Source organism: Bifidobacterium miconis (assembly GCF_019331735.1).
Lineage (GTDB): Bacteria > Actinomycetota > Actinomycetes > Actinomycetales > Bifidobacteriaceae > Bifidobacterium > Bifidobacterium miconis.
In genome coordinates this window covers 35,871-62,484 of sequence record NZ_JAHBBH010000005.1, presented here as the reverse complement: position 1 = coordinate 62,484, position 26,614 = coordinate 35,871, and the positions used below count along the sequence as shown (strand labels likewise).

Sequence of the window (26,614 nt, the reverse complement as noted above, 5' to 3'; positions counted from 1 at the left end):
GCCAAACAACGCATTCCTCATGTCGATGTTCTTCCCCCACATACAGAGGAAATACCTGCTGTGTCGCCGCCAGTCGACATGCCACTGTTTTAGAAAATTTCTCTTATTGAGTAGAAGTTTTATAAATTCTGATGTATGCTGGCATCATCACGACGCGCACAACGAGGCGCGCCACCAGCAAAGGAGCCCCGATGAGCACCATCACCGCAGTGAACACCTACGACCTGCGCTTCCCCACGTCCTCCACGCTGTCCGGCTCGGACGCGATGAACAAGGACCCCGATTATTCCTCTGCATATGTCGCCATCGCCACGAACGCCGACGACGGGCTCGAAGGACACGGATTCGTCTTCACCATCGGCCGCGGCAACGACGTGGTCGTGGCTGCCATCGAATCGCTGGCCCGACCGCTGGTCGGACGCAATGTCGAGAATCTGCTCGACGACATGCGCACCGCATGGGACATGTTCGTGCACGACTCGCAGCTGCGCTGGCTCGGCCCCGAAAAGGGCGTGGAGCACATGGCCATCGGCGCGGTGCTTTCCGCACTGTGGGATCTCAAGGCCAAGCGCGCAGGCATGCCGTTGTGGCGCCTGCTTGCCTACATGACGCCCGAAGAGCTGGTCTCCACGCTGGACTTCCGCTATCTGACCGACGCGCTCACCCCGGACGAGGCCATCGACATGCTGCGCCGCGGCAGGGCCGGCATGGCCGAACGCGAGGCCACGCTGCTCGCATCTGGCTACCCGGGCTATTCGACCGCGGCCGGATGGCTCGGCTATGCGGACGACAAGATGACGTCCATCGCCAAGGAGGAGACCCAGGACAAAGGCTTCCGCCAGATCAAACTCAAGGTCGGGCAGAACCTCGATGACGACCTGCGCCGCCTCGCGCTCGCCCGCGAGGCCATCGGCCCGGACGTCAAGCTCGCCGTGGACGCCAATCAGGTATGGGACGTGCCGCAGGCCATCGATTGGATCAACCACTTCCATGATTTCGACCTCGCCTGGGTCGAGGAACCGACCAGCCCCGACGATGTGCTCGGCCACGCGGCCATCCAGCGGGCCATCGACCCGATTCCCGTCGCCACCGGAGAACAGATGCAGAACCGCATCCTCTACAAGCAGTATCTGCAGGCCGGCGCATTCAGGGTCATGCAGATCGACGCGACGCGCGTGGCCGGACCGCAGGAGATCGTCCTCGAATACCTGCTCGCCAACAAGTTCGGCGTACGCGTCTGCCCGCATGCGGGCGGTGTCGGCCTGTGCGAGGCGGTCTGCCACTTCGCCATGTTCGACTATCTCACGGTCAGTGGCACGCTCGACGGCCGCATGATCGAATACGTCGACAACCAGCACGAGTACTTCGTCAATCCCACGCGCATCGTCAACGGCAACTATCAGGCGCCCACCGCACCGGGATCGGGCGTCGACATGAAGCTCGACATGGCCGAACGCTACCTGTACCGCGGCTGACCGCGACACCGCACGAACTATCAGCATCAGCGGCACGAATCGTCAACGACAAGAACATTTCGCAGGAAAGGGCACAAGTCAATCATGGACCTGCATCTGAACGGCAAGGTCGTCATCGTCACCGGCGGCTTCAAGGGCATCGGCAAGGGCATCGCCATGCAGCTGGCGCGCGAAGGCGCCATCCCCGTGGTCATCAACCGCTCCGACACGGTGCTGGACGCGTTCCGCGTCGACATCGAAAAGGTCACCGACCAATACCGCACCTATCTGCTTGATCTCAACGACACGGACCGCATCGCGCCGCTCGTCGACGAGGTTGCGCGCGACTACGGACATATCGACGGACTGGTCAACAACGCCGGACGCAACGACAATCTCGACCTCGACTCGACCACGTGGCGCGAGTTCGAGCAGTCATTGCACGGCAATCTCACCCACTACTACGAGCTCGCGCACCGGTGCGCGCCGCATCTGCGCAAGTCCAAGGGCTCCATCCTCAACATCTCGTCCAAAACCGCGCTCACCGGGCAGGGCAAGACCAGCGCATACGCGGCGGCCAAGGGCGCGATCCTCGGGCTCACCCGCGAATGGGCGGCCGCGCTCGCCCCGGACGGCGTGCGCGTCAACGCGCTGGTGGTCGCCGAGGCATGGACGCCGCTGTACGAGCAGTGGATCACCACGTTCGGCGACGAGGACGCGCAACGGGCCCGTCTGGAGGAGATCACCTCCCGCATTCCGCTCGGACACCGCATGACCACGGTCGAGGAACTGGCGGACACGGCCGCGTTCCTGCTGTCCGACCGTGCCTCGCACACCACCGGACAGTGGGTCGTCGTCGACGGCGGCTACGTGCATCTCGACCGCGCGCTGCGCTGACGCCCCCGCCCGACTCCGTCACGCAACGCACTGCAAGGAGGCAGTCCATGCGCATCATCGACGCCCATATCCACCTATGGGACACGTCACGGCAGCATCTGCCGTGGCTTGACGGACCCGACGCCGACCCGCGACTGCTCGGCCGGTTCACGGCGGACGATCTGTCCGCGCGATACGCCGCCGCACTGCCGGCCGACTGCGCGTTCGACGGCGGCGTATACGTCGAAGTCGACTGCGCGGATCCGCTGGACGAGGACCGACAGCTGGCCACAAACCGGGATCCGCGCGTATTGGCGAAGGTCATGCGCTCGACGCTCGATCCGGCCATGCGCGTGCCGTTGTTCGCCGCGGGCGTGCGCGATCCGCTGCACGTGCCGGGATCGGAGCGCGGCCGCTGTCTCGACGACGGATTCGTCGCCGGACTGCGGCTGCTCGGACAGGCCGGACTGCCGTTCGACGCGTGCGTGCGCCGCGACGAACTCGACGACTTGGCCGAAACCGCCGAACGCGCGCCCGATACGACGATCGTCGTCGATCATATGGGCAACGTCACGCCCGGCACGCTCGACGAACGCTACGTCGCGGCGATGCGCCGACTTGCGGCCTGTCCGAACGTCGTCGTCAAAGTGTCCGGATATCCGACCGACGATCGGCGATTCGTGCGCGACCTGCTCGCCCTGTCACGTGAGCTGTTCGACGGACGGCGCATGGCCGCGTCGAACTGGCCCGTCGTCGACTCGTACTCCAGCCTCGAAGCGCATCTGTCGACGCTGCTCGACGAGGACGGCGACGACGAGCGGCTGTACCACGACACCGCGGCGCACGTCTACGGCATCGGCCGGCGACCGTCATCGCATACCACGCAACACAACGCATCAATCCAACAGGAGCAACACCAATGACCACACCGTTTTCGGGCATCCTTTGCCCGTCCATCACCATCGCCGACGGCAACGGGGAACCGGACGAGACACTCTGGGGGCGTCATCTCGATCATCTTGTCGAAGCCGGCGTGAACGGCATCCTGCTGTTCGGCAGCATCGGCGAATTCTACGCGTATCCGACATCATTCAAGAAGCATGCGGTCGAATTCGCGGTGAATCGGATCGCCGGACGAACCAAGGTGCTTGTGGGCGTGGGCGACACCGATCTCGACAACGTGCTGGATGTGACCGAATTCAGCGAGCGCTGCGGCGCGGACGGCATCGTCGCGGTGTCCCCGTACTACTTCGGACCGAGCGACGCGGCCGCCGAACGCTATTTCGGTCGTGTCGCGGACTCGACGCGACTGCCGGTCCTGCTGTACAACTTCCCCGCGCGCACCGGCAGCGATTTGAATCCGCGGCTGGTCGCCGCACTCGCGGCCGCGCACCGCAACATCGTCGGTATCAAGGACACCGTCGACACGATCAGCCATACGCGCAAGGTCATCGCGGCGGCGCGCGCCGTCAACCCGGATTTCGCCGTGCTGTCCGGGTTCGACGAGTATTACTGCGCCAACCGCATCGCCGGCGGCGACGGCGTGCTGTGCGGACTGACCAATGTCGAACCGGAAACGTTCGTGCGCATGCACCGCGCGTGGCAGGACGGCCGATACGACGAGGCGATCGCGTGCGCGCGGCGCGTCAGCCGGCTCATGGCCGTCTATGATCAGGCGGACCTGTTTATCACGGCGATCAAGCAGGCGGTGCGGGCCAAGGGCCTGCCGATCGACGCGGCGATCCGCGAACCGATGGTGCCGCTCACGCAGTCTCAGCGCGACGCCATAGACCGCATCCTCGCTCAAGACTGAACGTGCAAGACCGAACGCTCAAGACCGAACGCTCAAGACCGAAAGCCACTTGGAAAGGAGCCGGACATGCTGCTGGGCATTCCGCCGATCATCTCTCCCGAACTGCTCAAAGTGCTGTGCGAAATGGGCCACGGCGACCGTCTGGTCATTGCGGACGGCAATTTTCCCGTCGAATCGGTGGGACGCGACGCGATCGTCGTCCGCTGCGACGGTCATGGCGTGCCGGAACTCTTGGAGGCGGTGCTCGCGCTCATGCCGCTCGACCAATACGTCGACCGGCCGGTGACGCTGATGGGCGTGGTGCCGGGAGACCCGGTCGCCACGCCGATTTGGGACGACTACCGGCGCATCGTCGGCGCCCATGACGAACGCGGGGCGGACGCGTTCGGAACCGTCGGACGATTCGACTTCTACGAACGGGCGAAGTCGGCCTATGCGATCATCGCCACGTCGGAGCGCGCGCAGTACGCGAACGTGATGCTCGCCAAGGGCGTGATCCGGGCCGACTGAACGGCCGTTTCCGTTAAATGTGGGGATGGAACCACCATGAACAACGGTCCTCATGGCCGTTCATGGTGGTTCCATCCCCACATTTGCATATACACCTCTTCGGCCGGTACCGGCTCAGATGGACTTGAGCGTGCTGTCGCGCACGACGAGCGTAGGGGTGAGGATCTTGCGGTTGCCGCTCACCTGCTCGCCGGAGAGCACCTTGAGCAACAGTTTGGCCACTTTCGCGCCGTATTCGCCGGCGTCGCGGTGCACCGACGTGATGGACGGGTAGGCCGCCTCGCACACGAAGCCGTCCTCGAAGCTGACGATGGCGGGAAGGCCCTCCGGATAGCGCCGCTCCCCCGACAGGCCGGCGAGGTCCTCGTCGACGAGCCGTTCGGTGACGGCGTGCAGGCTGGCGGCGGCGAGCGTTTCGCTTTCATAGATGAACGCGGTGGGCGGCACGGGCAGGCGCAGCATCTGCAGCGTCAGTTCGGCGGCCTTGGCCGTGTCGAAGTCGGTGAAGGCCACGTGGATGGATTCGAGCCGCTTTTTCTTGGCGAACGCGCGGAACGACGCCTCGCGGTCCTTGCTGTAGTCGAGCGTCGGGTCGCCAGACAGGTAGGCGATGCGCCGGTGACCCTGGTCAAGCAAGTGCTTGAGCACTGTTTCCATGGTGCCCGAGTCGTCGATCGACAGGGACGGCATGAGTCCGCTCGGATCGGGGCCGCCGGCGAGCACGGCGGGAACGCCGAGGTTGGCGAGCAGGGCCGGTCGCGGGTCGTCGGCGCGCAGGTCGACGAGCACCACACCGTCGACGCGCTTGCGCCGCGCCCAGTCCTTGTAGACGGACAGTTCCTCGCGCTGCGACGAGCAGGGACGGTATAGCAGGCCATAACCCTTGCGGCTGAACGATTCGTGCAGGCCGGACATGAAGTGCAGCATGAAGGTTTCGTCCTGCAGTCCGTCGGTCGAGCGGGTCGGGGCGAAGCCGACGGTCATGGTTTTGGACGAGCCGAGCGCCTGCGCGGCGTATACCGGGCTCCAGCCGAGCTTGGCCGCGGCCTGCTTGACCTTGCGCTTGGTCTCTTCGGATACGCCGGGACGGTCGTTGATCGCGAACGACACGGCGGTCTGGGAGATGCCGAGCTCGTCGGCGATGTCTTTGAGGCCCACACGGCGGGGTCTCGCCGCGGCTCCCGGGGTTCGGCCGGCGCCGCCCCCGGCCTCGTCGGGGCTTTTCGTCACCATTGATTCACTTCCATTCGTACAGCGGCGTTGCTCCCCGTCAGACTTTTGACAGGATTAACTAAACCGGTTTATCTCAGTCTAGCGCAACACCGGGTCAATCATTGACACGCTGACAACATATGGGACGATCCCGTGGAACGATCGTTCATCAACAATCGTTCCACGGGACCTTGTCTCACGCCGGAACCGGCGCTGCAGGACACTACAGGACCATTACAGGATCGCGCCGTCCGCGCCGAGCACCTGCATCTCGTAGATGCGGGCCGCGGTGTCGCTGCCCTGCGTCGGCTTGTCCACCACGAGCTTGACGTAGCGGGCGTTGACCGGGGCGAACGCGTCGGACGTGTTGCCGGCCGTGTTGCCCTTGACGGTCGCCACGGCGGTGAACTCCTTGCCGTCCTCGCTCACGGCGATCGAGTACGCCTGCGTGTTCATGCTCGCGTCCTCGCCGCCGGCCTGCGCGTGGGCGATGTCGACCTGGCTGACGGTCTTCACGTCGCCCAGATCGATCGTGATCTCGTGCGGGGCCGGACCGGTGACGCACCACTTCTTGGACGTGTCGCCGTCGACCGCGAAGTCGGGCTTCTCGTTGCCGTTGGTGAAACCGTCGGCCTCGGTCGCCTTGCCCTGCGACAGCAGCGTCAGCGCGCCGCCGGACTTGATCTTCGAGGAGACGACGATCTCGCCGGCGAGCTTGGTCGTGGCCGTGCCGCTGTCGTTCTTCGCGGTGATCTCCACGTCGTACACGCCTTCCTTGTCGTAGGTGACGGTGACCTTGTCGCCGTCGGCCTTCTCCTTGCTGGAGCCAGGCAGCGACCACGAGACGCTCTTGGTGTTCTTGGAGCTGGCGGAGGTGAACGTGACCTCGTCTCCCACGCCGATGAGCGTACGGGAGACGGTGGCGGCGGCCTTCGGCTTGCTGTTGTCCGGCCAGTCCATGTCAGCCTTGGCGGACGTGCCCTGGTTGCCGTAGCGGTCGACGGGCACGACCTCGAACGTGGTGTTGTTCGTGTCTCCGGTGCGGGTCAGGGACGCGGCGTAGAAGTTCTCGACATTGGAGATACCGAGGAAGGAGCGGGACTTGTCCTCGTTGATCTTGTACACCTCGTAGGCGGCCGCGTCGCCGTCGGCCTTCCACGACAGACGCACGCCGGCGTAGATCGCGTCGTCGTCGAACTGCTTGTCGTCGACGCTGACCGACGTGACCTTGCCGGCCGACGTCTTCTCGGCGCCGTCCTTGAGCGTGATGTTGCCGAGCAGCAGCTGGTAGCCGGCCTTGTCCTCGTCGCTCTTGTACTGAATGTCGAAACCGGTCATCGACTTGCCGGCGTACTTGGACACGTCGTACGTGACCGTCGTCCAGTCCTCGCCGATCTTCTTGTTCGACTTCGGCGCGACGGTCTCGCTCGAGCCGTCGGCGAACGTGAGCACGGCGTCGAGTTCGGTGGCGGCGTTCGCCTTGGCCGTCATCGACAGTTCGGTCTTGCCGGCAAGCTTGACGTCGGCCGAATACAGGCGCACGTCGGTGGAGCCGCCCTTCTTGGCCACGCCGGAGAACTTGAGCGACGAGCCGCCGTACCACGCCTCGGCGTCGGAGTAGTCGGCCTTGGTCTTGTTGCCGCCCTCGTCGGAGACGATCCAGCGGTAGGTCGGCTGGATGTCGGAGACGGAGCGGTTGTTCCAGTCCATCTTGGAGATCTGCTTGCCGTCGCGGGAGAAGCCGTAGCCGGAGCCGTTGTTGAAGTTCGTGACGAACGGCAGCGACGTGATGGCCGACTGCTCGACCACGTAGTTGGACACGCCCTGCCACGCCTCGTCGCCGTCGTACGAGTCGGTCTGGCTCGGGTCGCCGGCCTTGTTGACCCACAGGCGGCTTTCGTTGGCACGGAACGTGGTCGGGTTGCCGGCGGCCCAGTAGGCCCAGCTCGGGCAATACAGGCCGAGCGACGTGTGGGTCTTGCCGTCGGAGCCGGCGAGCAGGTTCCACTTGACCGGCGTGTCGTAGCCGTTGGCCTGCACGTCGACGCCCGCGTACAGCGAGTACGGGTCGACGCCGATTTCCGCGGCCTTGTCGGCGGACGCCTCGAGTAGGTTCTTGTCGGCCAGCTCGTCCTCGGTCCACCAGAAGTTGAGGAACATGTCGTCGGCGACCTTGTTCGAGCCGTCGGTCATGAACATCTTGTTCTCGTCGGTGAGCGCGTTCTGCCAGTCGATCGTGCCGTCCTTGGTCATCGAATCGTAGTAGACGACGCGCAGATCGGGCGCCTGTTCCTTCAGGTACTTGATGAACGCCTGCATCTTCTCGGCGTACTCGGCGCCGAGCGAGGTCTCATTCTCGCCTTCGGTCTCCTGGTTGATGAACCAGCCGTCGAAGCCGTACGTCTGGGCGACCTCGATGAGCTTGTCGGCCACCGGGAAGGAGCCGTCCCCGTTCTGCTGGAGCGTCTGGTCGAGCCATTCGACCTTGCCGCCGGACACGTTCTGCGGGAAGAACACGGTGCCGAGCACGGGCACGCCGTTGGTGTGTGCCATGTCGGTGACGTCCGGGCTGGGAGGCACGATGATGCCCTCGCCGGAGGAGCCGCCCCAGTAGACGAGCTGGTCGACGTACTGCCAGTAGGAGAACGTGTTGGCGTTCGCGTTGTTCAGGCCGTGCGGCGCGTTGCCCGACGTGGACGAGTTCATGATGGAGATGGCCATCACCTTGGTGTCCGTGTTCTGCGTGTCGTTGACGGTCTTGAGGTCCTTCTTGTCGACGCGCTTGGCGAGCGGCACGGTGCTCACGTTGTAGGCGAGATCCGGGTCGTCCTTGGCGTTCCACTCAAGCAGGCTGTCGGGGAACCAGTAGGAGGATTCGGGCTGGTTCTTGAGGATGAGCTCCTCGTTCTCGTTTTCGGGCGTGACCGTGTACTTCACGCCGGACGCGCCCGTGGCCGAGCACGCCGCCAGCGAGGCGAGCATGGCGCCCGCGAGCGCCGCCGCCATGAATCGGCGTGACACGGACATGAGTGTCTTCTTGTTCATCGGTTTCCTTTCCTGTCGTCGGCTCTGCCTTGCGCCGACACATCTGCGGTGTTTCCCGGACCGTCTTGGTCTCGCGCCCGTTTTCGGGCATGCTTGCGCCCGGCCGGCCGCATGGGACGGCTGTGGTATGGGGCGTTATCGGGAAATGGTTGTTGGGAAAATGCGTGACTCACCGGTCACGCGGGTTGATGATGGCGACCAGGTGCGGGAGGAGGAGTCCCCGCACCGGCCGCGCGTGCGACCGTGGCTGCGGTCGCAGGTCGTTGTGCCGGCGGCCGTGTCAGCCGCGCAGCAGCACTTCCGCGAGCGCTTCGACGACGCTTTGCGGCATGTGCGAGGAGAACCACTGCGGTTCCCCGTAGTCACCCGCGGGCATTTCGAGCGTGTGCAGCGAGGCGAGCGCGTTCGCACCCTCGCGCCGCACGAGATCCCACGCGCGCTCCTTGGTGAAGTAGAGCATCTGCGCGTCGCGCAGCACGGCGAACGCGTCGCGTTCGGTCGGCTGCGGGGCGATCGCGAGTCCGCCGTCGACGCTGATGCGCAGGTCGTCCGTGATCGGCGCGTCGGCGACGTCGACGGTCAGGCTGAGCGTCGCCTCGTCGTACATCGCGAGGCAATCGACCGTGCGGCCGCCGATCGTCGCCGTGACGATGCGGGACAGGTCGCGCGTGCGGTCGTCGGCTGCGTCGTTCGCGGGATCGTTCGTGAGACCGTCGCCGCGATCGTGCGCACGGCCGACGGCCGGATCGGCGACGCCGCGGAACACGATGCGCCACGACCGGCGTTCGGGGATGGCGATCCGCTCCCCCGCCGCCGCGGTGACGGTGAACGTTCCGTGCGTCCAGTCGAGCGCGAGATCGGTGCGCGTCCAGTGATTGCCGTCGCCGACGCCGCCGTCGTCCTCCCACAGCGCGAACAAGCCGTCCGCTCCGGGGAAGACGAGCACGTCGAGCGCGGCCGGATTGTCGGTCGAGTTGATCGGCCCGTCATGCGTAGCGGCCGTACTGTCGGCGAGACGCTGCATCGGCACGATGCCGCCGGCCTTGGCGAACACGGGCATGCGGTCGAGTCCGCGCCACGCCTGCATCGTGCGGCCGTTGTCCGGCCGGGATGCGTAGCGGCGTCCGTCGAAGAAGTCGAACCAGTCGCCGTGCGGGAACCACACGTCGGCCTTGGCGCGCTGCGTCTCGCGGCTGCCGGGCTCGAGGATCGGCGAGACGATGAGTTCGGTGCCGAAACGGAATTCGGTGGGCACGTTGCCGCCCGAATACTGCCAGTACATGGGCTCGACGAGCGGCTCGCCGTCGACGGCGGCGCGGTGGTTCATCGAGTACAGGTACGGGATGAACCGGTGGCGAAGCCTGAGCGCGTCCGTCATGGCCGTGCGGGCCTCGGAGTGGAAGTTCCACGGTTCCTTGCCGTTGAACGGCGAGTCGGTCGAGTGCAGGCGGTTGATCGGGCTGAACGCGCCGAGCTGGTACCAGCGGGCCTCGAGTTCCTCGTCGCGGTAGCCGAACATGTGGCCGCCGATGTCGTGGCTCCACCAGCCGTAGCCGATGTTGGAAGCCATGGCGGTGAAGTACGGCTGGAATTTGAGCGACTCCCACGTGACGACCGTGTCGCCCGAGAAGCCGACCGGATAGCGGTGCGAGCCGTATCCGGAGTAGCGGGAGAACGTGATCGGCCGCTTGCCGCCGCGGGCCGAGTCGAGATAGTGCAGATGGTTGAGCATCCACAGCGGGTCGAGGCCCTTGACGCGCGTGACGCCGTCCTGTTGCCAGTCGATCCACCAGAAGTCGACGCCTTCGTCTTCGAGCGGGTGGAGCACCTGCTCGAAGTAGGCGTTCATGAACGCGGGGTCGGCCGCGTCGAATTCGATCGCGCTGCCCTGCGCCGGGTCCTTGCCGAGCGCCGTGCAGACGCGTCCGTAGGATTCCTCGAACGCGCGGATGCCGTCGCGCGGGTGCAGGTTGAGCGTGGTGCGCATGCCGTGGTCGTGCAGCCAGCCGAGGAATTCGGACGGATGCGCGAACAGGTCGCGGTTCCAGGTGAAGCCGGTCCAGCCGGAGCCGTATTTCGGGTCCACGTCGGTGACGTGCCAGTCCATGTCGATCACGGCGACGGTGAACGGCAGTCCCTCGCGTTCGAAGCGTTCGACGAGCGTGCGGTATTCGGTGTCCGAGTAGCGGTGGTAGCGGCTCCACCAGTTGCCGAACGCCCATCGGGGCAGCAGCGGGACGGGGCCGGTGAGGCGGTAGTAGTCGCGCAGCGCCTCGCGGATGCGGCCCGCATGGCCGAAGACGTACAGGTCGCGCGTGGCGTGCGGCTTGGCCTTGACCCATTCGCCGAACGGGTTGGTCCGGCCGTTGACCTCGGGCATGTCGCGCACGAGGTTGTCGGCCGAATCGTCGATGATCGCCCAGCCGTCGCCGGACAGCAGGCCCGGTTCAAGCGACGCGGGGCCGTCGACCTGGTCGAGCGTGCGCGTGGTGCCGCCGCGGTTGGCGGACTGCGCGTCGCCGTATCGCCACGTGCCGTGCTGCGACGGCGAATCCTTGACGGTGACCGCAAGGCCTTCCGCGCTGAACGGCTCGCCGTTGTACGAGATGCGCAGATGGTCGGTTTCGATGTCGATCCAGCCGTCCGCGTCGCGGCGCACGTCGAAGCGCGGCACGCTGCCGAAGTCGCGGTTGACGACGGTTTGCGTGCGGTCGTCGACGAATGCGCCGCTGTCGGACCATTCGAGGCGTACCAGCGAGTCGGTGAGGATGCCGATGCGCCAGCGGTCGCCCTGAACGACGCATTGGGGGTTCATGCGGGGATTGCCTGCTTGTGATTCTGCCGTGAACCGTGCCGCGTCGACCATGACGACCGCCTTTCCTGTTTGGGTGCGTGGGGCCTGCGGGTGCTGTGGCGCACCCGCCCGCCGCCTATTCTATGCGCCGCTGTTGCCGTCGTTTCGCCGCTATTCGCCCTTGTCGGCGAACGCCGGGTCGGAGACCGCGCTGTACGCGTTGCCGGCCACGGCTTCGACCTTCTCGACGCGGGTGATGCCGCGCGCGGCGAGCTTGTCCGGGTCGTCGGCGTCGGCGGACGTGATCAGGCACGGGCGTTCGCCCTGACGGGTCAGACCCATCCACGCCTCGAACACGGAGCCGGCCGGGGCGAGCGCGGCGCGCAGGGTCGGGTCGCCCTGCTCGTCGACGGGGATGGCGATGGCCGTGGTGCGCGGCGCGGGGGCCGGCGCGGCCTCCTTCGCGGAGCGGATGGCGTCGCGGAACGCCTCCCCCACGTCGGTGAGCGTGCCGTCCACGTCGAACAGGCCGAGTTCGTGCTCGAAGAACGGGAAGTCCGAGAACGTCTTCGGGATGCGGTGCGAGCACCACCAGGTGATGCCGTACACGTCCGGGCAGTCCTCGATGGCCTCGACCGATTCGCGGCAGAACGCGGGCGCGTCCTCGGGGGCGACCACGTTGCCGGGGGCGCCGATCTCCTGCACCCACACCGGGCGGTGCGGATCCGAGGCGAACGCCTTCGACAGTTCGACGAGCCATGCGGCATGGTGCGTGCTTTCGAGCGACATCGGGCCGTAATGCTGGCCGGTGCCGTTGAACACCCACGAGTGCACGGTGGTGATGTCGCCCTTGCGGGAGGCGTACTGCGGGCGGAACGCGTGGCCGTCCATGTACCAGACGGCGTCGTTTTCGCTGTGCAGGATCACGCGGCCGTCCTCGTGGGCACGGCTTTCGACCGAGCCGATGAGCCGGTCGAGCCATGCGCCGATCTGGTCGGGCATGGCGAACATGCGGCGCGGGTGCGTGCGGTCGGTGAACTGGTTGCACTCGTTGCCGAGCGTGAGTCCGGCGAACGCCTTGACGTCGGCGAGCGCGCCGTAGATGGCCTTCACCAGATCGCACTGGGCCTCGATGGACGGCTCGTCGGCGAACATGCTCGCGTCGTGCCAGGAGACGAGCCAGGAGGGCACGAAGTCGAAGCTCGACAGGTGTCCCTGGATGACGTCCACGTAGACGTCGAGCCCGGCTTCGCCGCCGATCTCCACCATGCGGCGGAGGTCGGCGAGGGCCTTGGGGTTGATCCACGTGCGGTTCGGCTGCAGCAGGGTCCACAGCGGGAAGACGCGCACGTGGTCGGCGCCGAGGTCGGCGATCTGCTCGAGGTCGCGGCGGATCGCGTTCCAGTCGGGGTTGAGCCATGAGTAGAACCATTCGCCGGAGGGCGTGTAGTTGACTCCGAATTTCATGGTGTGTGCTCCGTGGTTATTCCTTGACCGATCCGGCTTCCAGGCCGTTGAAGATGTAGCGCTGGAAGACCAGGAAGAAGATCATGATCGGGATGAGGGCGACGATGGTGCCGGCGGCGACGACGCGCGGGTCGGACACGAAGGTGCCCTGCAGGCGGCTCATGCCGAGCGTGAGCGTGTAGTGCGAGTCGTCGGTGAGCACGATGAGCGGCCAGAGGAAGTCGTTCCACGAGCCCATGAAGGAGAAGATGCCGACGAGCGCCATCGTGCCCTTGACCTGCGGGACGCAGATGCGCCAGAAGCGCTGCCAGATGTTCGCGCCGTCCACTTCGGCCGCCTCGATCATTTCGCGCGGGATCGCGTTGAACGCATTCATGAACAGGAGGATGTTCATGGAGCTGACCAGGCCGGGCAGGGCCACGCCGATCAGGTTGTTCTGCAGGTCGAGGTTGCGGATGATGAGGAACTGCGAGATGAGGATCGTCTCGCCGGGCACCAGCATGGACAGGAACAGCAGGCCGATGACCAGCCCCTTGCCCTTGAAGCGCAGGAGGGCCAGCGAGTAGCCGGCGAAGCATCCGGAGATGATGTTGCCGCCGATGTTCAGGGCCGCTACGATGAGCGTGTTGCCCACGTAGAACAGGATCGGCAGGCGCTTGAACACCTGAACGAAGTTGTCGACGGTCGGGTCGACGGGGATCAGGTACGGCGCGGCGTACATGTCGTCCTTGGGGCCCTTGAACGCGAGCGAGATCTGCCACAGCAGCGGGGCCGCGAGGAAGAGCAGCAGGGCGAGCAGCACGATGATGCGCACTACCTTGCCGGGCGTGTAGTGGTTGTACTTGTTTTCCATCACTGCTTTGGTTGCCATCAGTCTTCGCTCCTACGCTGGACGATCCATTCGATGCCGATGATGCAGCCGAGGACCACGAACATGACCATGCCGAGCGCGCCGGAGTAGCCGGTGCGGGCGTTGATGCCGGTGCCTTCCTGCTTGATGAGCATGGTCATCGTCAGGTCGGCGCCGCCCACGCCGCCCGAGCCGCCGGAGAGCATGTAGATCTCGCCGAAGACGCGGAACGCGGACATGGAGCTCAGGAGCATGACGAGGATCATCGTCACGCGGCAGCCGGGAAGGGTCACGTGGAAGAACTGGCGGATGCCGCCGCAGCCGTCGATGGAGGCCGCTTCGTACAGGGTGCCGTCGATGTTGGCGATGTTGGCCAAGTAGATGAGCATGTAGTAGCCGAGGCCGCTCCAGATGGTCACGGCCATGGCGCTGAACAGCAGCAGCCAGCGGTCGGTGAGGAACGGGATCGGGGTGCTGATCCACTTGAGGGCCTTGAACGTGCCGTTGAGCAGGCCGTCCTTGTCGAGGATGTTGGTCCACAGGAGGCCGACGACGACGCTGGACATGATGACCGGCGTGTAGAAGGCGGTGCGGAAGAAGTTCATGATGCGCGTCTTCTCGGCGACGAGCGCGGCGAGCATGAGCGGCAGGATCACCATGAACGGGACGATGCACACCACGTACAGGGACGAGTTGAAGAACGCGGTCTGGAAGCGCCGGTCGGTGAACATGTTCACGTAGTTCTGGAGCCCTACGAACTTGCCGGGCTTGAGCAGCGTGGAGTCGGTGAACGACAGGCGGATCGTGTTGAAGAACGGGATCAGCGAGAAGGTGCAGATCCACAGGATCGGGGGGAGGACGAACAGCCAGGGGACGATGCGGCCGCTGGAGCGGGGATCGACCCCCTGCGCGGCGGCGTCGCCGCCGCGCTTCTTGGTCTTGGTCTTTGCCATGATGGGGGTTCCTTACGGATTTCGCTTATCGCGCTTGTCGCTAGATGCGCTCGTTGCAGTACTTGACGGTCGCGTCGAGGGCTTCCTTCGCGGTGATCTTGCCCTGCAGCGCCTGGGCGATCTCCTCGCGCAGCATGGTGGAGCAGGCGGAGGTGAACTGCGGAGGGCCCCAGATCTCGCCATTGCGGATCTGGTCGGCGGACATGCGCATGGCTTCGGCGTCCATCGTGTCGTCGGACGGGTTGAAGAAGTCGTCGTCGATGGTGCCGGTGGAGGACGGGAACACGTTGGCCTTCTTGTCGAACGCGAGCTGGTTGTCGGAGTTGGTCACGAAGCGGGCGAACTTGATGGCCAGGTCCTGGTGCTTGCTGGTGGCGTTCACGGTGAGCATCTCCATGAACATGTTCGGCTTGGTGTTGGCGATGAAGTCGGTGATGGCGAGGTTCTCGAACACCTTCGGGGCGTTCTTGCGGATGTCGTCGACACTGTACGCGTTGCCGTTCATGAACGCCTGCGAGCCGCCGTTGAAGCTCTTGGACTCGCCGGAGGTGGAGCTGTTGAGCATGTCGTCGGTGAATGCGCCGGCCTTGTACATGTCGATGTAGTGCTGGACGAACTCGACACCCTTCTCGTTGTTGAACGTGAACTCGGTGCGGTCGTCGTTCATGAGCTGCACGCCGTACATGCCGAAGTCCTGGATGGACGGGATGCCGGAGGTCAGCGCGTACTTGCCGCCGCACTTCTTGCCGAAGGTGTCGGCCATGGCGAAGATGTCGTCCTGCTTGGTCGGCGGGTTGTTCGGATCGACGGTGATGCCGCATTCGGACAGCACGGCCTTGTTGTAGAAGGTCGGGCCAGAGTTGAGGTACCACGGGAAGCCGTAGGTGCCCTCCTCGAGGTCGGTGCCCTTGAAGGTGGCGGCGGACCATGCGGCCGGCAGGAAGTCCTTCTCGGCTTCCGGAGCGGCGTCGGCAAGGTTGAGCAGCACGCCGGCCTTGGCCAGCGTGTAGGCCGGCTCCGGGCCCATGTCGACCACGTCGGGCAACTCGCCCGCGGCGGCGTCGGTGGACAGCTTGTCCTCGTAGTTGTCGGCCGGCTGGTCGACCCACTTGATCTTGACGCCCGGGTTGTCCTTCTCGAACTGGGCGATGAGATCCTCGAAGTAGGAGGTGAACTTGTCGTTCTTGAGGTTCCAGGTCTGGAACTTCAGTTCGGTGGTGCCGCTCGACGAGCTGGTGCCGCAGGCGGCCAGACCGCCCATCATGGCGATCGCCGCGCCGAGTGCCACGGCCTTCTTGATGGTTCCCTTCATGGGGTGTTCTCCTTTGTCCTGTTTTGGATGTTTCTTCGTCGAAACGCTTGTTGCGATGCGGCCGAAAACGGCCGCGTTGGGTGAAACCCGCGGCGAAACGCGCCGCGGATCGGGTTGATGTTGAGTTATGTGGTTGTTGGTTGGATTGGTTGGTTGTGCCGGTTCCGGGCCGGCGGTGTGCGGCCCGGAACCGAAATCTTGGATACTGCGGACTAGTCGCGGGACAGGCGCAGCGTGGTCAGCTGGAACGGCTTGAGCGCGAGCTTGGCGCCTTCGGCCTCCTGCTTGCCGCCGACGAGTCCGGCGGGTTCGTCCGCGTAGGATTCGTCCTGCTCGAGCGTGTTGGTCTCGCGCACCTGCCAGCCGGCGAGCGGGCCGTCGGCGTGCAGCGTGGCTTCGGCCTTGGCTCCGGCCGCCTCGTACAGGCGGACGATCACGTCGCCCGAGCCGTCGTCGGCGAGCTTGATCCAGTCGATGACCGGCGTGCCTTCCGTCGCCTCGATCGTGACCGGCGAGCCGATGGCGGGCATGTCGTCGATCAACGGGGCGTTGATCTCCCCGGCCGCGGCGACGAGCGGCGCGACTTCGGCGCACGGCAGCACGGTCCAGTCGAACTCGTGGCGGCCGATGTCGGTGCGCGGGTCCGGTGCGGTCGGCGCGGCGACGAGCGAGAGGCGGACCATCGTGCCGGCGATCGCGCCGTCGTGGTCGCGCAGCGAGTTCACGTCGGAGCCGTAGGTCGAGCCGTTGGCCACGCCGATGCCGTAGGACGAGTCGTGGATGCGCACGAAGCGGTGCGAGCAGCTTTCGAACATCGCCTCGTCGCCTTCGGTGTTCTTGACGATCGGGCGTTCGATGAGGCCGTATTGGCACTCGTACTGGGCGCGGGTGGCGGTCAGGGCCATCGGCACGTCGACCTTGAGCAGCTTCTCGGGCACGTTCCAGTCGACGTCCGCGTGGAAGTCGAGCTGGCTCTTGCCCGGGCGCAGGGTGATCGTCGTGGCGATGCGGTCGGTGCGGAAGGCGTTCGCGGTGCGGATCACGGCGGAGCCGTCGGCGGCGGTCTCGACCGATTCGATCGTGCCGTCCTCGAGCGGGGTGGCGCACAGGAACGCGTCGCGCTCCACGTCCCAGGCGTCGAACACGCCGGGCTCGTCCTTGAGGATCTCGTAGCGGCCGAGCGAGGCGTCCTTGGCGACCATTTCGCGGCCGGTCTTGAGGTCCACGAGCGAGTCGACGGTGCCGTTGGCGGCGACGTGCGCGCGTAGCAGGCCGTTGTCGAGCGTGACCGTGCCGTCGTCGTGGCGCTCGATCGCGACCGGCTCGCCTTCGGCGTCCACGCTGGCCGGCGTCCACGAGCCGACCTCGGCGAACTGGCTGATGCGGGCCTTGGCGATGCGCGCGGCGTCCGGGTTGGCGGCGGCGAGCGCCTCGACGGCCTCCTGCGCGATCTCGTGCAGGCGCTTGAGGTCGCGGGCGTAGTCCTCGCGGGCGACGCGGTGCGCCCATTCGATCGCGGAGCCGGGCAGGATGTCGTGGAACTGGTTGAGCAGCAGCGTCTTCCAGATGCGGTCGATCTCGGCCTGCGGGAACGTGTAGTCCTTGTTCTCGAGGGTGGCGAGCGTGCCGAGGTATTCGACGGCGCGCAGCGCGGATTCGGTCTTGCGGCAGCCGCGCTTCATCTCCTGCTGGGAGGTGAGGGTCTTGCGGTGCAGCTCGAAGTAGAACTCGCCCTTCCATCGCGGCATTTCGTCGCCGGCCTCGGCCTTCATCTCGGATTCGGCCTTGGCGAAGAAGTCGTCCGGGGTACCGTACTCGACCTTCGGCATGCCTTCGAAGTTCTCGAAGCGGTGCTCGCGCATCGCCATCTCGCGGATCGGGCCGCCGCCGCCGTCGCCGTAGCCGAACAGCAGGATGCCGCGGTCGGAGGTGTCCTTGTCCTTGTAATTGCGCTGCACGTACGCCATGTCGTGGCCGGACATGTCGGAATCGTACTTGTCGGCCGGCGGGAAGTGCGTGAAGATCTGCGAGCCGTCGACGCCCTCCCACATGAACGAGTGGTGCGGCAGGCGGGTGGTGTCGTTCCAGCACAGCTTCTGGGTGAGGAACCACGAATAGCCGGAGCGCTTGGCGATCTGCGGCCAGGCGCCGGTGTAGCCGAAGCTGTCGGGCAGCCAGATGCCGTTCGGGACGACGCCGAGCTTCTCCTTGAAGTAGCGCTTGCCGTAGGAGATCTGGCGGATGAGGGATTCGCCGCACGGCATGGTGCCGTCGGATTCGACCCACATGCCGCCGACCGGGATGAAGCGGCCTTCCTTGATGCGGGCCTTGACGCGCTCGAACAGGTCGGGGTGGCGTTCCTCGAGCCAGGCGAAGTGCTGGGCGGCGCTCATCACGTAGGTGAAGTTCGGGTCGATGTCCATCAGGGCGAGGGCGTTGGAGACGGTGCGGCCGACCTTGCGTTCGGTTTCGCGCACCGGCCACAGCCATGCGGAGTCGATGTGGGAGTGGCCCATCGCGGTCAGGGTCATCGCGGAGGCGTTGGCCGGGGAGGCCATCACCTTGTCGAGGGCCTTGCGGGCCGGGGCGAGCGTGGCGTAGTCCTTCTCGTCCCACAGGTTGATGGAGCGCTGCATGGCCTTGGCGAGCTTCCAGTAGCGCGGGTCGGCGTCGCTCATGTTCTCGAGCGATCCGGTGATCACGTCGAGGTCGGCCCAGTAGTCGAACATGTCCTGGTCGAGCGCGGCGATGTCGATGGAGCCGAACTCGTAGCGTTCGTCGGCCTTGCCGGTGGGCTTGGTGCCCAGTTCGGTGACGGTGAACGACGGGACGTTCGGGTTGTACGCGCCCTCGACGTAGATGACGAAGGAGCCGTCCGGGTTGACGACCGCGTCGCGCGTGCCGTCGGCCTTGACGAGCGGCATCCAGTGGTTGCGCGGGTGCAGGGCCTTGATGACGGTGCCGTCGGCGCGGTAGGCCAGCGCCTCGATGTGGCCGCCGACCGGCCATTCGAGCCAGCCGAGGTTGAAGACGAGTTCGATGGCCAGGCCTTCCGGCAGGTCGGTGGGCAGCTGGCCCTCGACGCGCATCCACGTGGTGCCCCAGGAGGTGCCCCACGGCTCGCCGACGGCGAGCGGCTTGAAGTCGACCTGTCCGGACACGGCGCGGGTGATGAACGCGGCCGGCATCTCCGGCTCGCCCGGGTTCATGACGGCGCCGACGGTGCACTGCGCCAGCGTGCGGTGGATGTGCGGCCAGACGCGTTCGCGCATGACGCGCTTGCAGCGGTCGATCTCGCGATTGACTTTCAGCAGCATGGCTCTCCTCTGTTGTGGTTCTGCTCTTCGCTGAGACTAAAGCGATTTAGTAGACCATCGTGGTCTATCGCCGGTTACTAAAGCGATTTAGTTAGAGAATAACACGACCGTTGCGCGTTTGCAAACCAGCTCCCCCGCGTGTCGTCCTACGGCGTGTCGTTCCCCGCGTGGCGGAAATGGCTCGCTGAGGGTACCCTCAGCGAGCCATTTCCGCCACGCGATCGGTCCCATCCACGCCGATGGCGGTTTTCGCTCGCCGACACGACCATCGGCGAGCGAAAACCGCCATGCCTGCGCGGGAACCCGCTCTCTCCTCTCTCTCCAATACGCCAAGGGCTCTCCCTCTCTCTTCAGTTCGAGAGGGAGAGCCCTAAAGACCATCCACTGCAAAACTAGCGGCGGAGGCGCAGCGTGGCCAGCTGGAACGGGGCGAGCGCGATCGCCGCGCCCTCGGCCGGCACCGGACCGTCGCCGGCGGCGAGCGCGCGCGGCAGCTCGGCCGGCAGACCCGGTTCCTCCATCAGCGTCACTTCCTCGACGCTCGCGCCGGCGAGCGCGCCGTCAAGCCGCAGCGTGGCCGTGGCGTTGCCGCCGGCGGCCTCGTACAGGCGCACGACGATATCGTCGGAGCCGTCGTCGGCAAGCTTGACCCAATCGAGCACCGGCGCGCCGGTCACGTCGGCCAGCGACACGAGCGGCGCGACCGCGGGCAGTTCGCCCACGACCGGGCTGTTGAGGCGCGACGCCTCGGCGAGCACGGCGTCCATGCGCGCGTCGGCGACCACGCTCCACGCGAACGCATGCTCGCCCTGATCGGTGCGCGGGTCCGGGTAGAGCGGCGCGGAGAGCAGCGACAGACGGACCATCGTGCCGCGGCCGGTGCCGCGGGCCGCGTCCTCGTGGATGGGGCTCACGTCGGAGCCGTACGTGGACGCGTTGACGACGGCGGCCGCGTAGCCGGAGTCGGCGATGCGCACGAAGCGGTGCGTGCAGCTTTCAAACTTGGCGTCGTCGGAGCGCGTGTTCTTGTTGATCGGGCGCTCGACCATGCCGTACTGGCATTCGTACTGCGCGTTGACGGCCTGCACCGAGACGGGCACGTCGACCTTGAGGAACTGTTCGGCGGTGCGCCAGTCCACGTCGGCGTTGAAGTCGAGCGTGTTCGCGCCGGGACGCAGCGTGATGCGCGTGCGGATCGCGACGTTCGGCGCCTTGGTGAGGACGCTGACGATCGCGCTGCCGTCGGCCGTGGTCTCCGCGCCTTCGACCGCGGCGTCGTCGAGTCCGTTCGCGGTGAGGAACGCGTCGCGCTGGATGTCCCAGGCGTCCCAGTGGAACGGTTCGTCCTTGAGCAGCTCGTAGCGGCCGAGTCGCGTGCCGGCGGGCACAAGTTCGCGCCGCGAGGCGAGGTCGACCATCGACGAGACGGTGCCGTCGGCCTCGACGCGCACGCGCAGCAGGCCGTTGTCGAGCACGGTCGCCTCGCCGTCGCGCGTCACGCTTACCGCGGCGTTCGCCGCGGCGGTCATCGCATTCGCATCGGCGAGTCCGGAAACGACGGCCGCGGAGCGCACGGTCCACGCGTCGCACGCCTCACGCGAGTACGGGGTGATCACCGCGTCCGCAACGGTCCCATCGCCCGGTTCGACGGCGGCGATCGCCGCGCCGGCCTCGAGGGCGATCTCGCGCAGCCGGGCGATGTCGCGCGCGTATTCGGCGCGCGCCTGGCGGTGCACCCATGCGATCGCGGAGCCGGGCAGGATGTCGTGGAACTGGTTGAGCAGCAGCGTCTTCCAGATCCGGTCCATCTCCTCGCGCGGGTAGACGTAGTCCGGATTCTTGATGCGGGCCGCGGCGCACAGGTATTCCGTGACGCGCAGCATGGCTTCCTCGCCCCGGCAACCACGCTTCATGTCCTGCTGGGCGGTGAGCGTGCCGCGGTGCAGTTCGAGGTACAGCTCGCCCTTGAACACCGGGGTTTCGCCGCGCGCGTCGTCGACGATGTCCTTGCGCACGCGGTCGAACAGCTCGTCCGGGGTGCCGAAGTCGATCTTCGGGGCACCGGCGAGGTCGCGGTCGCGGCGGATGCGCGCGGTCATCTCGCGGGTGGGGCCGCCACCGCCGTCGCCGAAGCCGTAGAGCAGGATCGCGTTGCGCGACAGGTCCTTGTCGAGGAAGTTGCGCTGCGAGTACATGAGCTCGTGCATGCTCATGGACGAGCAGTACGTGTCGGACGGCGGGAAGTGCGTGAGGATGCGCGTGCCGTCGACACCCTCCCACATGAACGAGTGGTGCGGGAACTTGGTGCAGTCGTTCCACGAGATCTTCTGCGTGAGGAACCAGTCGAAGCCGGCGCGGCGGGCGATCTGCGGCCACGAGCCGGTGTAGCCGAAGCTGTCGGGCAGCCACACGCCGCGGGGCTCGACGCCGAGGTGCTCCTTGAAGTAGCGGCGGCCGAACGTGATCTGGCGCACGAGCGATTCGCCGGCGGGGATCATGTTGTCGGATTCGACCCACATGCCGCCGACCGGAATGAACCGGCCTTCCTTGACCCGTTCCATCATGCGGCGGAACAGGTCCGGATGCTCGGCTTCGAGCCACTCGTACTGCTGGGCGGAGCTCATCGCGTACTTGAAGTCCGGATCCTCGTCCATGAGCGCGAGCACGTTGGAGACGGTGCGGGCGACCTTGCGGCGCGTCTCGCGCACCGGCCACAGCCATGCGGAGTCGATGTGCGCGTGGCCGATGGCGATGTGGTTGATCGCGCTGGACGACGCGTGTTCCGCCAGCACGCCGGCCAGTTCCCCGCGGGCCGCGGGAAGCGTGCCGTCGATGTCGCGCTCCTCGTAGGCGTTGAGCGAACGCTGGAGCGCCTTGGCGAGCTGCCAGTAGCGCGGGTCGTCGTCCTTGAGCTCGCGCATGAGCGACTCGACGGTTTCGAGGTCCATGTAGTAGGCGAACACGTCCTCGTTGAACACGGTGACGTCCATGCGGCTCAGCGTGTACGGGAAGTCGACCTTGCCGGTCGGGCCTTCGCCGAGCTCGGTGGGCGAGAACGGGGTGGGGCCTTCGACGAACGGGTTGGCGGCCGCTTCGATGTAGACGGTGAAGTTGCCGTCCCCGTCGAGGTCGACGGTGCTGGTGCCGTCGGCGTAGACGAGCGGGATCCAGTGGTTCTTCGGGTTGGCGGACTTGATGGCGGTGCCGTCGGCGCGGTAGACGAGGCCTTCGGACTGGAAGCCCGGGCCGCGATGGCCGAGCCAGCCGAGGTCGACCATGAGTTCGACCTTGCGGCCCTTGGTGGCCTCGCGGTCGATGCGACCGGTCACTTCGAACCACGTGGTGCCCCAGGTGGTACCCCACGTGCCGGGGATGGCGAACGGCTTGAATTCGACTTCGCCGGCGCGCACTTTCGCGAGGAATTCGCCGGAGGGCACGGGTTCGCCGGGGTTGTCGTGCGAGCGCAGCGTGCAGGACGACAGGGTGGTGTGGATGTGCGGTTCGACGCGCTGCCACATCACGCGGTCGCAGCGGTCGAGCTGCTGGTTGGGCAGGAGAAACATTGAGTTTCGGCTCCTTTGCTGATGGTGTTGTGTTGGTTGACGTTGGTTGATGCCCGGCTGGGGGCGGCCATCGTCCCGCTCCCCCGGTTCGGGAAGTCGGGACGACGTCGGGTTGATGCCGCCCGTCGTGCGGGCGGACGGCGTGCCGTCTATCGCGCGATGCGCAACGTGGCCAGCTGGAACGGGCCGAGCCTGAGCGTCGCCCCGTCGGCCTGCTGTTCTGCCTCGCCGGCAAGCGCGACGGGCAGGTCGTCGGCGAGCGCGTTGTCCTCGAGCACGCCGGTTTCGCGCACGGTCGCGCCGCGCAGCCCGTCGGCGACATGCAGCCGCGCGGTCGCGTGTCCGCCGGCGGTTTCGTACACGCGCGCGATCAGGTCGCCCGATCCGTCGTCGGCGAGCTTGACCCAGTCGAGCACCGCGGTGCCGTCGGTCGCGTCGATCGAGACGAGCGGGTCGATCGCGGGCGCGTCGTGCAGCACGGGCGCGTTCATCGCGCAGGCCGCGTCGATCGTGCCGTCGAGCGTCGCGCCGGGCACGACGGCCCAGTCGAACGCGTGGCGGCCGATGTCGGTGCGCGGGTCGGGATAGGTGGGCGCGGACAGCAGCGACAGGCGGAACATGGTGCCGCGTCCTGCGCCGAGCGGACCGTTGCCGGCGATCGGCGCGGCGTCGGAGCCGTAGATCGAGCCGTTGACGACGGCGGCCGCGTAGTTCGGTTCGGCGATGATCGCGAACCGGTTGGTGCAGCTTTCGAACTTGGCTTCGTCGGACGCGCTGTTCTTGACGATCGGGCGCGTGACCAGACCGTACTGGCAGTCGTAGGTGGCGCGTTCGGCGGTGACGGCGAGCGGCAGGTCGACCTTGAGGAAGCGTTCGCGCTCGTGCCAGTCGATGTCCGCGTGGAAGTCGAGCTGCGCGGCGCCCGGACGGAGCGTGATCGTCGTGTCGATCACGGTCTCGCCGTCGGCGGTCTGCACGTCGACGATCGCGGCGCCGGATTCGTCGACGCGCGCGCCGGCCAGACGGCCGCACAGCCCGCGGCCCATGAGCAGCGACTCGCGTTCGATCTCCCATGCGTCCCACACGGCCGGCTCGTCCTTCATGAGCTCGTAGCGGCCGAGCGCGGCGCCGGCCGGCACGAGCTCGCGGCCGTGCGCCTCGTCGGTCAGCGACGAGACGGTGCCGTCCGCTTCGATCGTCGCGCTCAGACGTCCGTTGGCGATGCGCACGCGGCCGTCGGCGAGCGTTTCGACCGTCGCCGGGCCGAGCGCGGCGTCCGTGCCGTCGGCGCGGGAGGCGACGCGGTCGGCCGGCAGCACGCGCCATGACGAGCCGTCGGCGCGATACTGGCTGATGCGCGCCTCGCGCAGCACGTCGGCGTTCGGATCGGCGCGGCGCAGGGCGGCGCACGCGTCGGCGGCGATCTCGGCGAGACGCTTCAGGTCGCGCGCGTAGTCCTCGCGGGCTTCGCGGTGCACCCACGAGATGCCGGAGCCGGGCAGGATGTCGTGGAACTGGTTGAGCAGCAGCGTCTTCCAGATGCGGTCCATCTCCTCGCGCGGATACTCGTAGGCGGGATCGGCGAGCGACGCGGCGGCGCCGAGGTATTCGACCGTGCGCAGCAGCGATTCCTCCGCGCGGCAGCCGCGCTTCATGTCCTGCTGCGAGGTGAGCGTGCCGCGGTGCAGTTCGAGGTACAGCTCGCCCTGGTATTCGGGCATTTCCTCGCCGGCGTTCGCCTCGAGCTGCGTGCGCGCCTTGGAGAAGAACTCGTTCGGGCCTTCGACGCTCACGCGCGAGACGCCTTCGAGGTTCTCGTAGCGGTGCAGGTGGTCCATCATGTCGCGCGTGGGGCCGCCGCCGCCGTCGCCGAAGCCGAAGAGCAGCAGCGAACGGTCGGCGAGGTCCTTGTCCTGGAAGTTCTTCTCCGCATAGTCGAGCTCCTGCACCTTGCACCATGCGGCGTACGTGTCGGACGGCGGGAAGTGCGTGAAGATCGGCGTGCCGTCGATGCCGCGCCACAGGAACGAGTGGTGCGGGAACTTGGTGGTGTCGTTCCACGAGATCTTTTGGGTCAGGAACCACTCGTAGCCGGCGCGGCGGGCGATCTGCGGCCAGGCGCCCGTGTAGCCGAAGCTGTCGGGCAGCCAGATGCCCTTGGGCTCGACGCCGAGCTTCTCCCTGAAGTAGCGCTTGCCATAGGAGACCTGGCGGATGAGCGACTCGCCGCCGGGCAGCATGCCGTCGGCCTCGACCCACATGCCACCGACCGGAATGAACCGGCCCTCCCGGATGCGTTCGAGCATGCGGGCGAAGATGTCCGGATGGTCCTCTTCGAGCCATGTGTACTGCTGGGCGGAGCTCATCGCGTACTTGAAGTCGGGATCGGCGTCCATGAGCGCGAGCGCATTGGAGACCGTGCGGGCGACCTTGCGGCGCGTCTCGCGCACCGGCCACAGCCAGGCGGAGTCGATGTGCGCGTGGCCGACGGCGCTCACCTGCATGGCGGACGCGTTGGCCGGCTTGGCGAGCACGCCGGCGAGTTCGGCGCGGGCCGTCTCGACGGTGCCGTCGATGTCGCGCTCGTCGTAGGCGTTGAGCGAGCGCTGGAGCGCCTTGGCGAGCTGCCAGTAGCGCGGCGACGACTTGTCGGCGAGTTCCATGAGCTGGCAGGCGACGTCGAGGTCGATGCGGTATTCGTCGAGTTCGCGGTTGAACGAGGTCAGGTCGGCGGCGCGGAACACGTACGGTTCGTCGGGCTCGCCGGTGGCCTTCTCGCCGAGTTCGGTCTCGATGAACGGCGGCACGCCGAGCAGCAGCGGGTTGCTGGCCGCCTCGAGGTAGAGGGTGAACGTGCCGTCTTCGGCGACGGGCGTGTGCGCGGTGCCGTCGGCGTCCATGAACGGCACCCAGATGTTGAGCGGGTGCACGGCCTTGAGCGCGGTGCCGTCGGGCCGGTAGACGAGGCCTTCGATGTGGCCGCCGCAGGAGTGCTCGTACCAGCCGAGGTCGAGGATGAGTTCGAGCGCCTCGCCGTGCTTCGGGTAGCCGGCGGGCACCCGGCCGGTCAGACGGAACCAGACGGTGCCCCAGGTGGTGCCCCATTCATGGCCGAGTTCGAACGGTTTGAACGCGATCTCGCCGCGCTCGAGCTTGGCGAAGAATTCGCCGGACGGCATGGGCTCGCCGGGAATGTCGAACGCCTCGACCGTAAGGCGCGCGACCGGCGGGTGGATGTGCGGGTTGACGCGCTGGCGCAGGACGCGCTTGCAGCGTTCGAGCTGCTGTTCGGGTTTCAGAAACATGATGGGCTGTCTTCACTCCCCTTGGTTGCTGGTGTCGCAGGCCGTTCGGCCACGTCGTTGTGTCCCCTGTGCGAGGGCTGGGCTGCCGCGCTTCGATCGTGCGAGGCGCATCGCCGCCGCCGTAACTAAAGCGCTTTAGTACC

General features: G+C 66.6%; 15 protein-coding genes. 5 read left to right on the top strand and 10 right to left on the bottom strand.

The window, feature by feature from the left end:
- Positions 1–191: 191 nt before the first annotated feature.
- The 5 genes from KIH79_RS02910 (at position 192) to KIH79_RS02890 (ending at position 4,653) form a co-directional block, all read left to right on the top strand.
- Positions 192–1,475, top strand: a complete 1,284-nt coding sequence (locus KIH79_RS02910; protein WP_219058022.1) for an enolase C-terminal domain-like protein — start codon at positions 192–194, stop codon at positions 1,473–1,475.
- An 84-nt stretch (positions 1,476–1,559) separates the two neighbouring features.
- Complete coding sequence (locus KIH79_RS02905; RefSeq protein WP_219058021.1) at positions 1,560–2,351, top strand: L-fucose dehydrogenase; 792 nt, start codon at positions 1,560–1,562, stop codon at positions 2,349–2,351.
- 47 nt (positions 2,352–2,398) lie between these two features.
- Positions 2,399–3,253, top strand: a complete 855-nt coding sequence (locus KIH79_RS02900; RefSeq protein WP_219058020.1) for an amidohydrolase family protein — start codon at positions 2,399–2,401, stop codon at positions 3,251–3,253.
- The gene (locus tag KIH79_RS02895) at positions 3,250–4,143 is read left to right on the top strand and encodes a dihydrodipicolinate synthase family protein (RefSeq protein ID WP_219058019.1); all 894 of its coding nucleotides are present in this window, start codon (positions 3,250–3,252) and stop codon (positions 4,141–4,143) included. Before KIH79_RS02900 ends, KIH79_RS02895 begins: the two co-directional genes overlap by 4 nt.
- 66 nt (positions 4,144–4,209) lie before the next feature.
- A complete protein-coding gene (locus KIH79_RS02890; protein WP_219058018.1) occupies positions 4,210–4,653 on the top strand; it encodes an RbsD/FucU family protein in 444 nt (147 codons plus the stop codon).
- A 114-nt stretch (positions 4,654–4,767) separates the two neighbouring features.
- Here the strand turns inward: KIH79_RS02890 and KIH79_RS02885 are convergent, their stop codons facing one another.
- The 10 genes from KIH79_RS02885 to KIH79_RS02840 form a co-directional block, all read right to left on the bottom strand.
- A complete protein-coding gene (locus tag KIH79_RS02885) occupies positions 4,768–5,886 on the bottom strand; it encodes a LacI family DNA-binding transcriptional regulator (protein ID WP_219058017.1) in 1,119 nt (372 codons plus the stop codon).
- A 213-nt stretch (positions 5,887–6,099) separates the two neighbouring features.
- A complete protein-coding gene (locus tag KIH79_RS02880; RefSeq protein ID WP_236023556.1) occupies positions 6,100–8,910 on the bottom strand; it encodes an endo-beta-N-acetylglucosaminidase in 2,811 nt (936 codons plus the stop codon).
- 280 nt (positions 8,911–9,190) lie between these two features.
- Entirely contained in the window at positions 9,191–11,776 is a 2,586-nt protein-coding gene (locus tag KIH79_RS02875) for a glycoside hydrolase family 31 protein (protein ID WP_219058016.1), read from the bottom strand.
- Between the two features lie 99 nt (positions 11,777–11,875).
- Positions 11,876–13,171 carry a glycoside hydrolase 5 family protein gene (locus tag KIH79_RS02870; protein WP_219058015.1) on the bottom strand — a complete coding sequence of 432 codons (1,296 nt, stop codon included), beginning with the start codon at positions 13,169–13,171 and terminating at the stop codon, positions 11,876–11,878.
- Positions 13,172–13,187: 16 nt separating this feature from the next.
- Entirely contained in the window at positions 13,188–14,024 is an 837-nt protein-coding gene (locus KIH79_RS02865) for a carbohydrate ABC transporter permease (RefSeq protein WP_219058081.1), read from the bottom strand.
- Between the two features lie 17 nt (positions 14,025–14,041).
- A complete protein-coding gene (locus KIH79_RS02860) occupies positions 14,042–14,974 on the bottom strand; it encodes a carbohydrate ABC transporter permease (protein WP_236023554.1) in 933 nt (310 codons plus the stop codon).
- A 40-nt stretch (positions 14,975–15,014) separates the two neighbouring features.
- Positions 15,015–16,286 (bottom strand): ABC transporter substrate-binding protein, encoded by a 1,272-nt coding sequence (locus tag KIH79_RS02855; RefSeq protein ID WP_219058014.1) that lies wholly within the window; start codon positions 16,284–16,286, stop codon positions 15,015–15,017.
- A 212-nt stretch (positions 16,287–16,498) separates the two neighbouring features.
- Positions 16,499–19,603 (bottom strand): alpha-mannosidase, encoded by a 3,105-nt coding sequence (locus KIH79_RS02850; RefSeq protein WP_219058013.1) that lies wholly within the window; start codon positions 19,601–19,603, stop codon positions 16,499–16,501.
- A gap of 392 nt (positions 19,604–19,995) precedes the next feature.
- Positions 19,996–23,166 carry an alpha-mannosidase gene (locus KIH79_RS02845; RefSeq protein WP_219058012.1) on the bottom strand — a complete coding sequence of 1,057 codons (3,171 nt, stop codon included), beginning with the start codon at positions 23,164–23,166 and terminating at the stop codon, positions 19,996–19,998.
- Positions 23,167–23,315: 149 nt separating this feature from the next.
- Entirely contained in the window at positions 23,316–26,471 is a 3,156-nt protein-coding gene (locus KIH79_RS02840; protein ID WP_219058011.1) for an alpha-mannosidase, read from the bottom strand.
- Between the last annotated feature and the right edge of the window lie 143 nt (positions 26,472–26,614).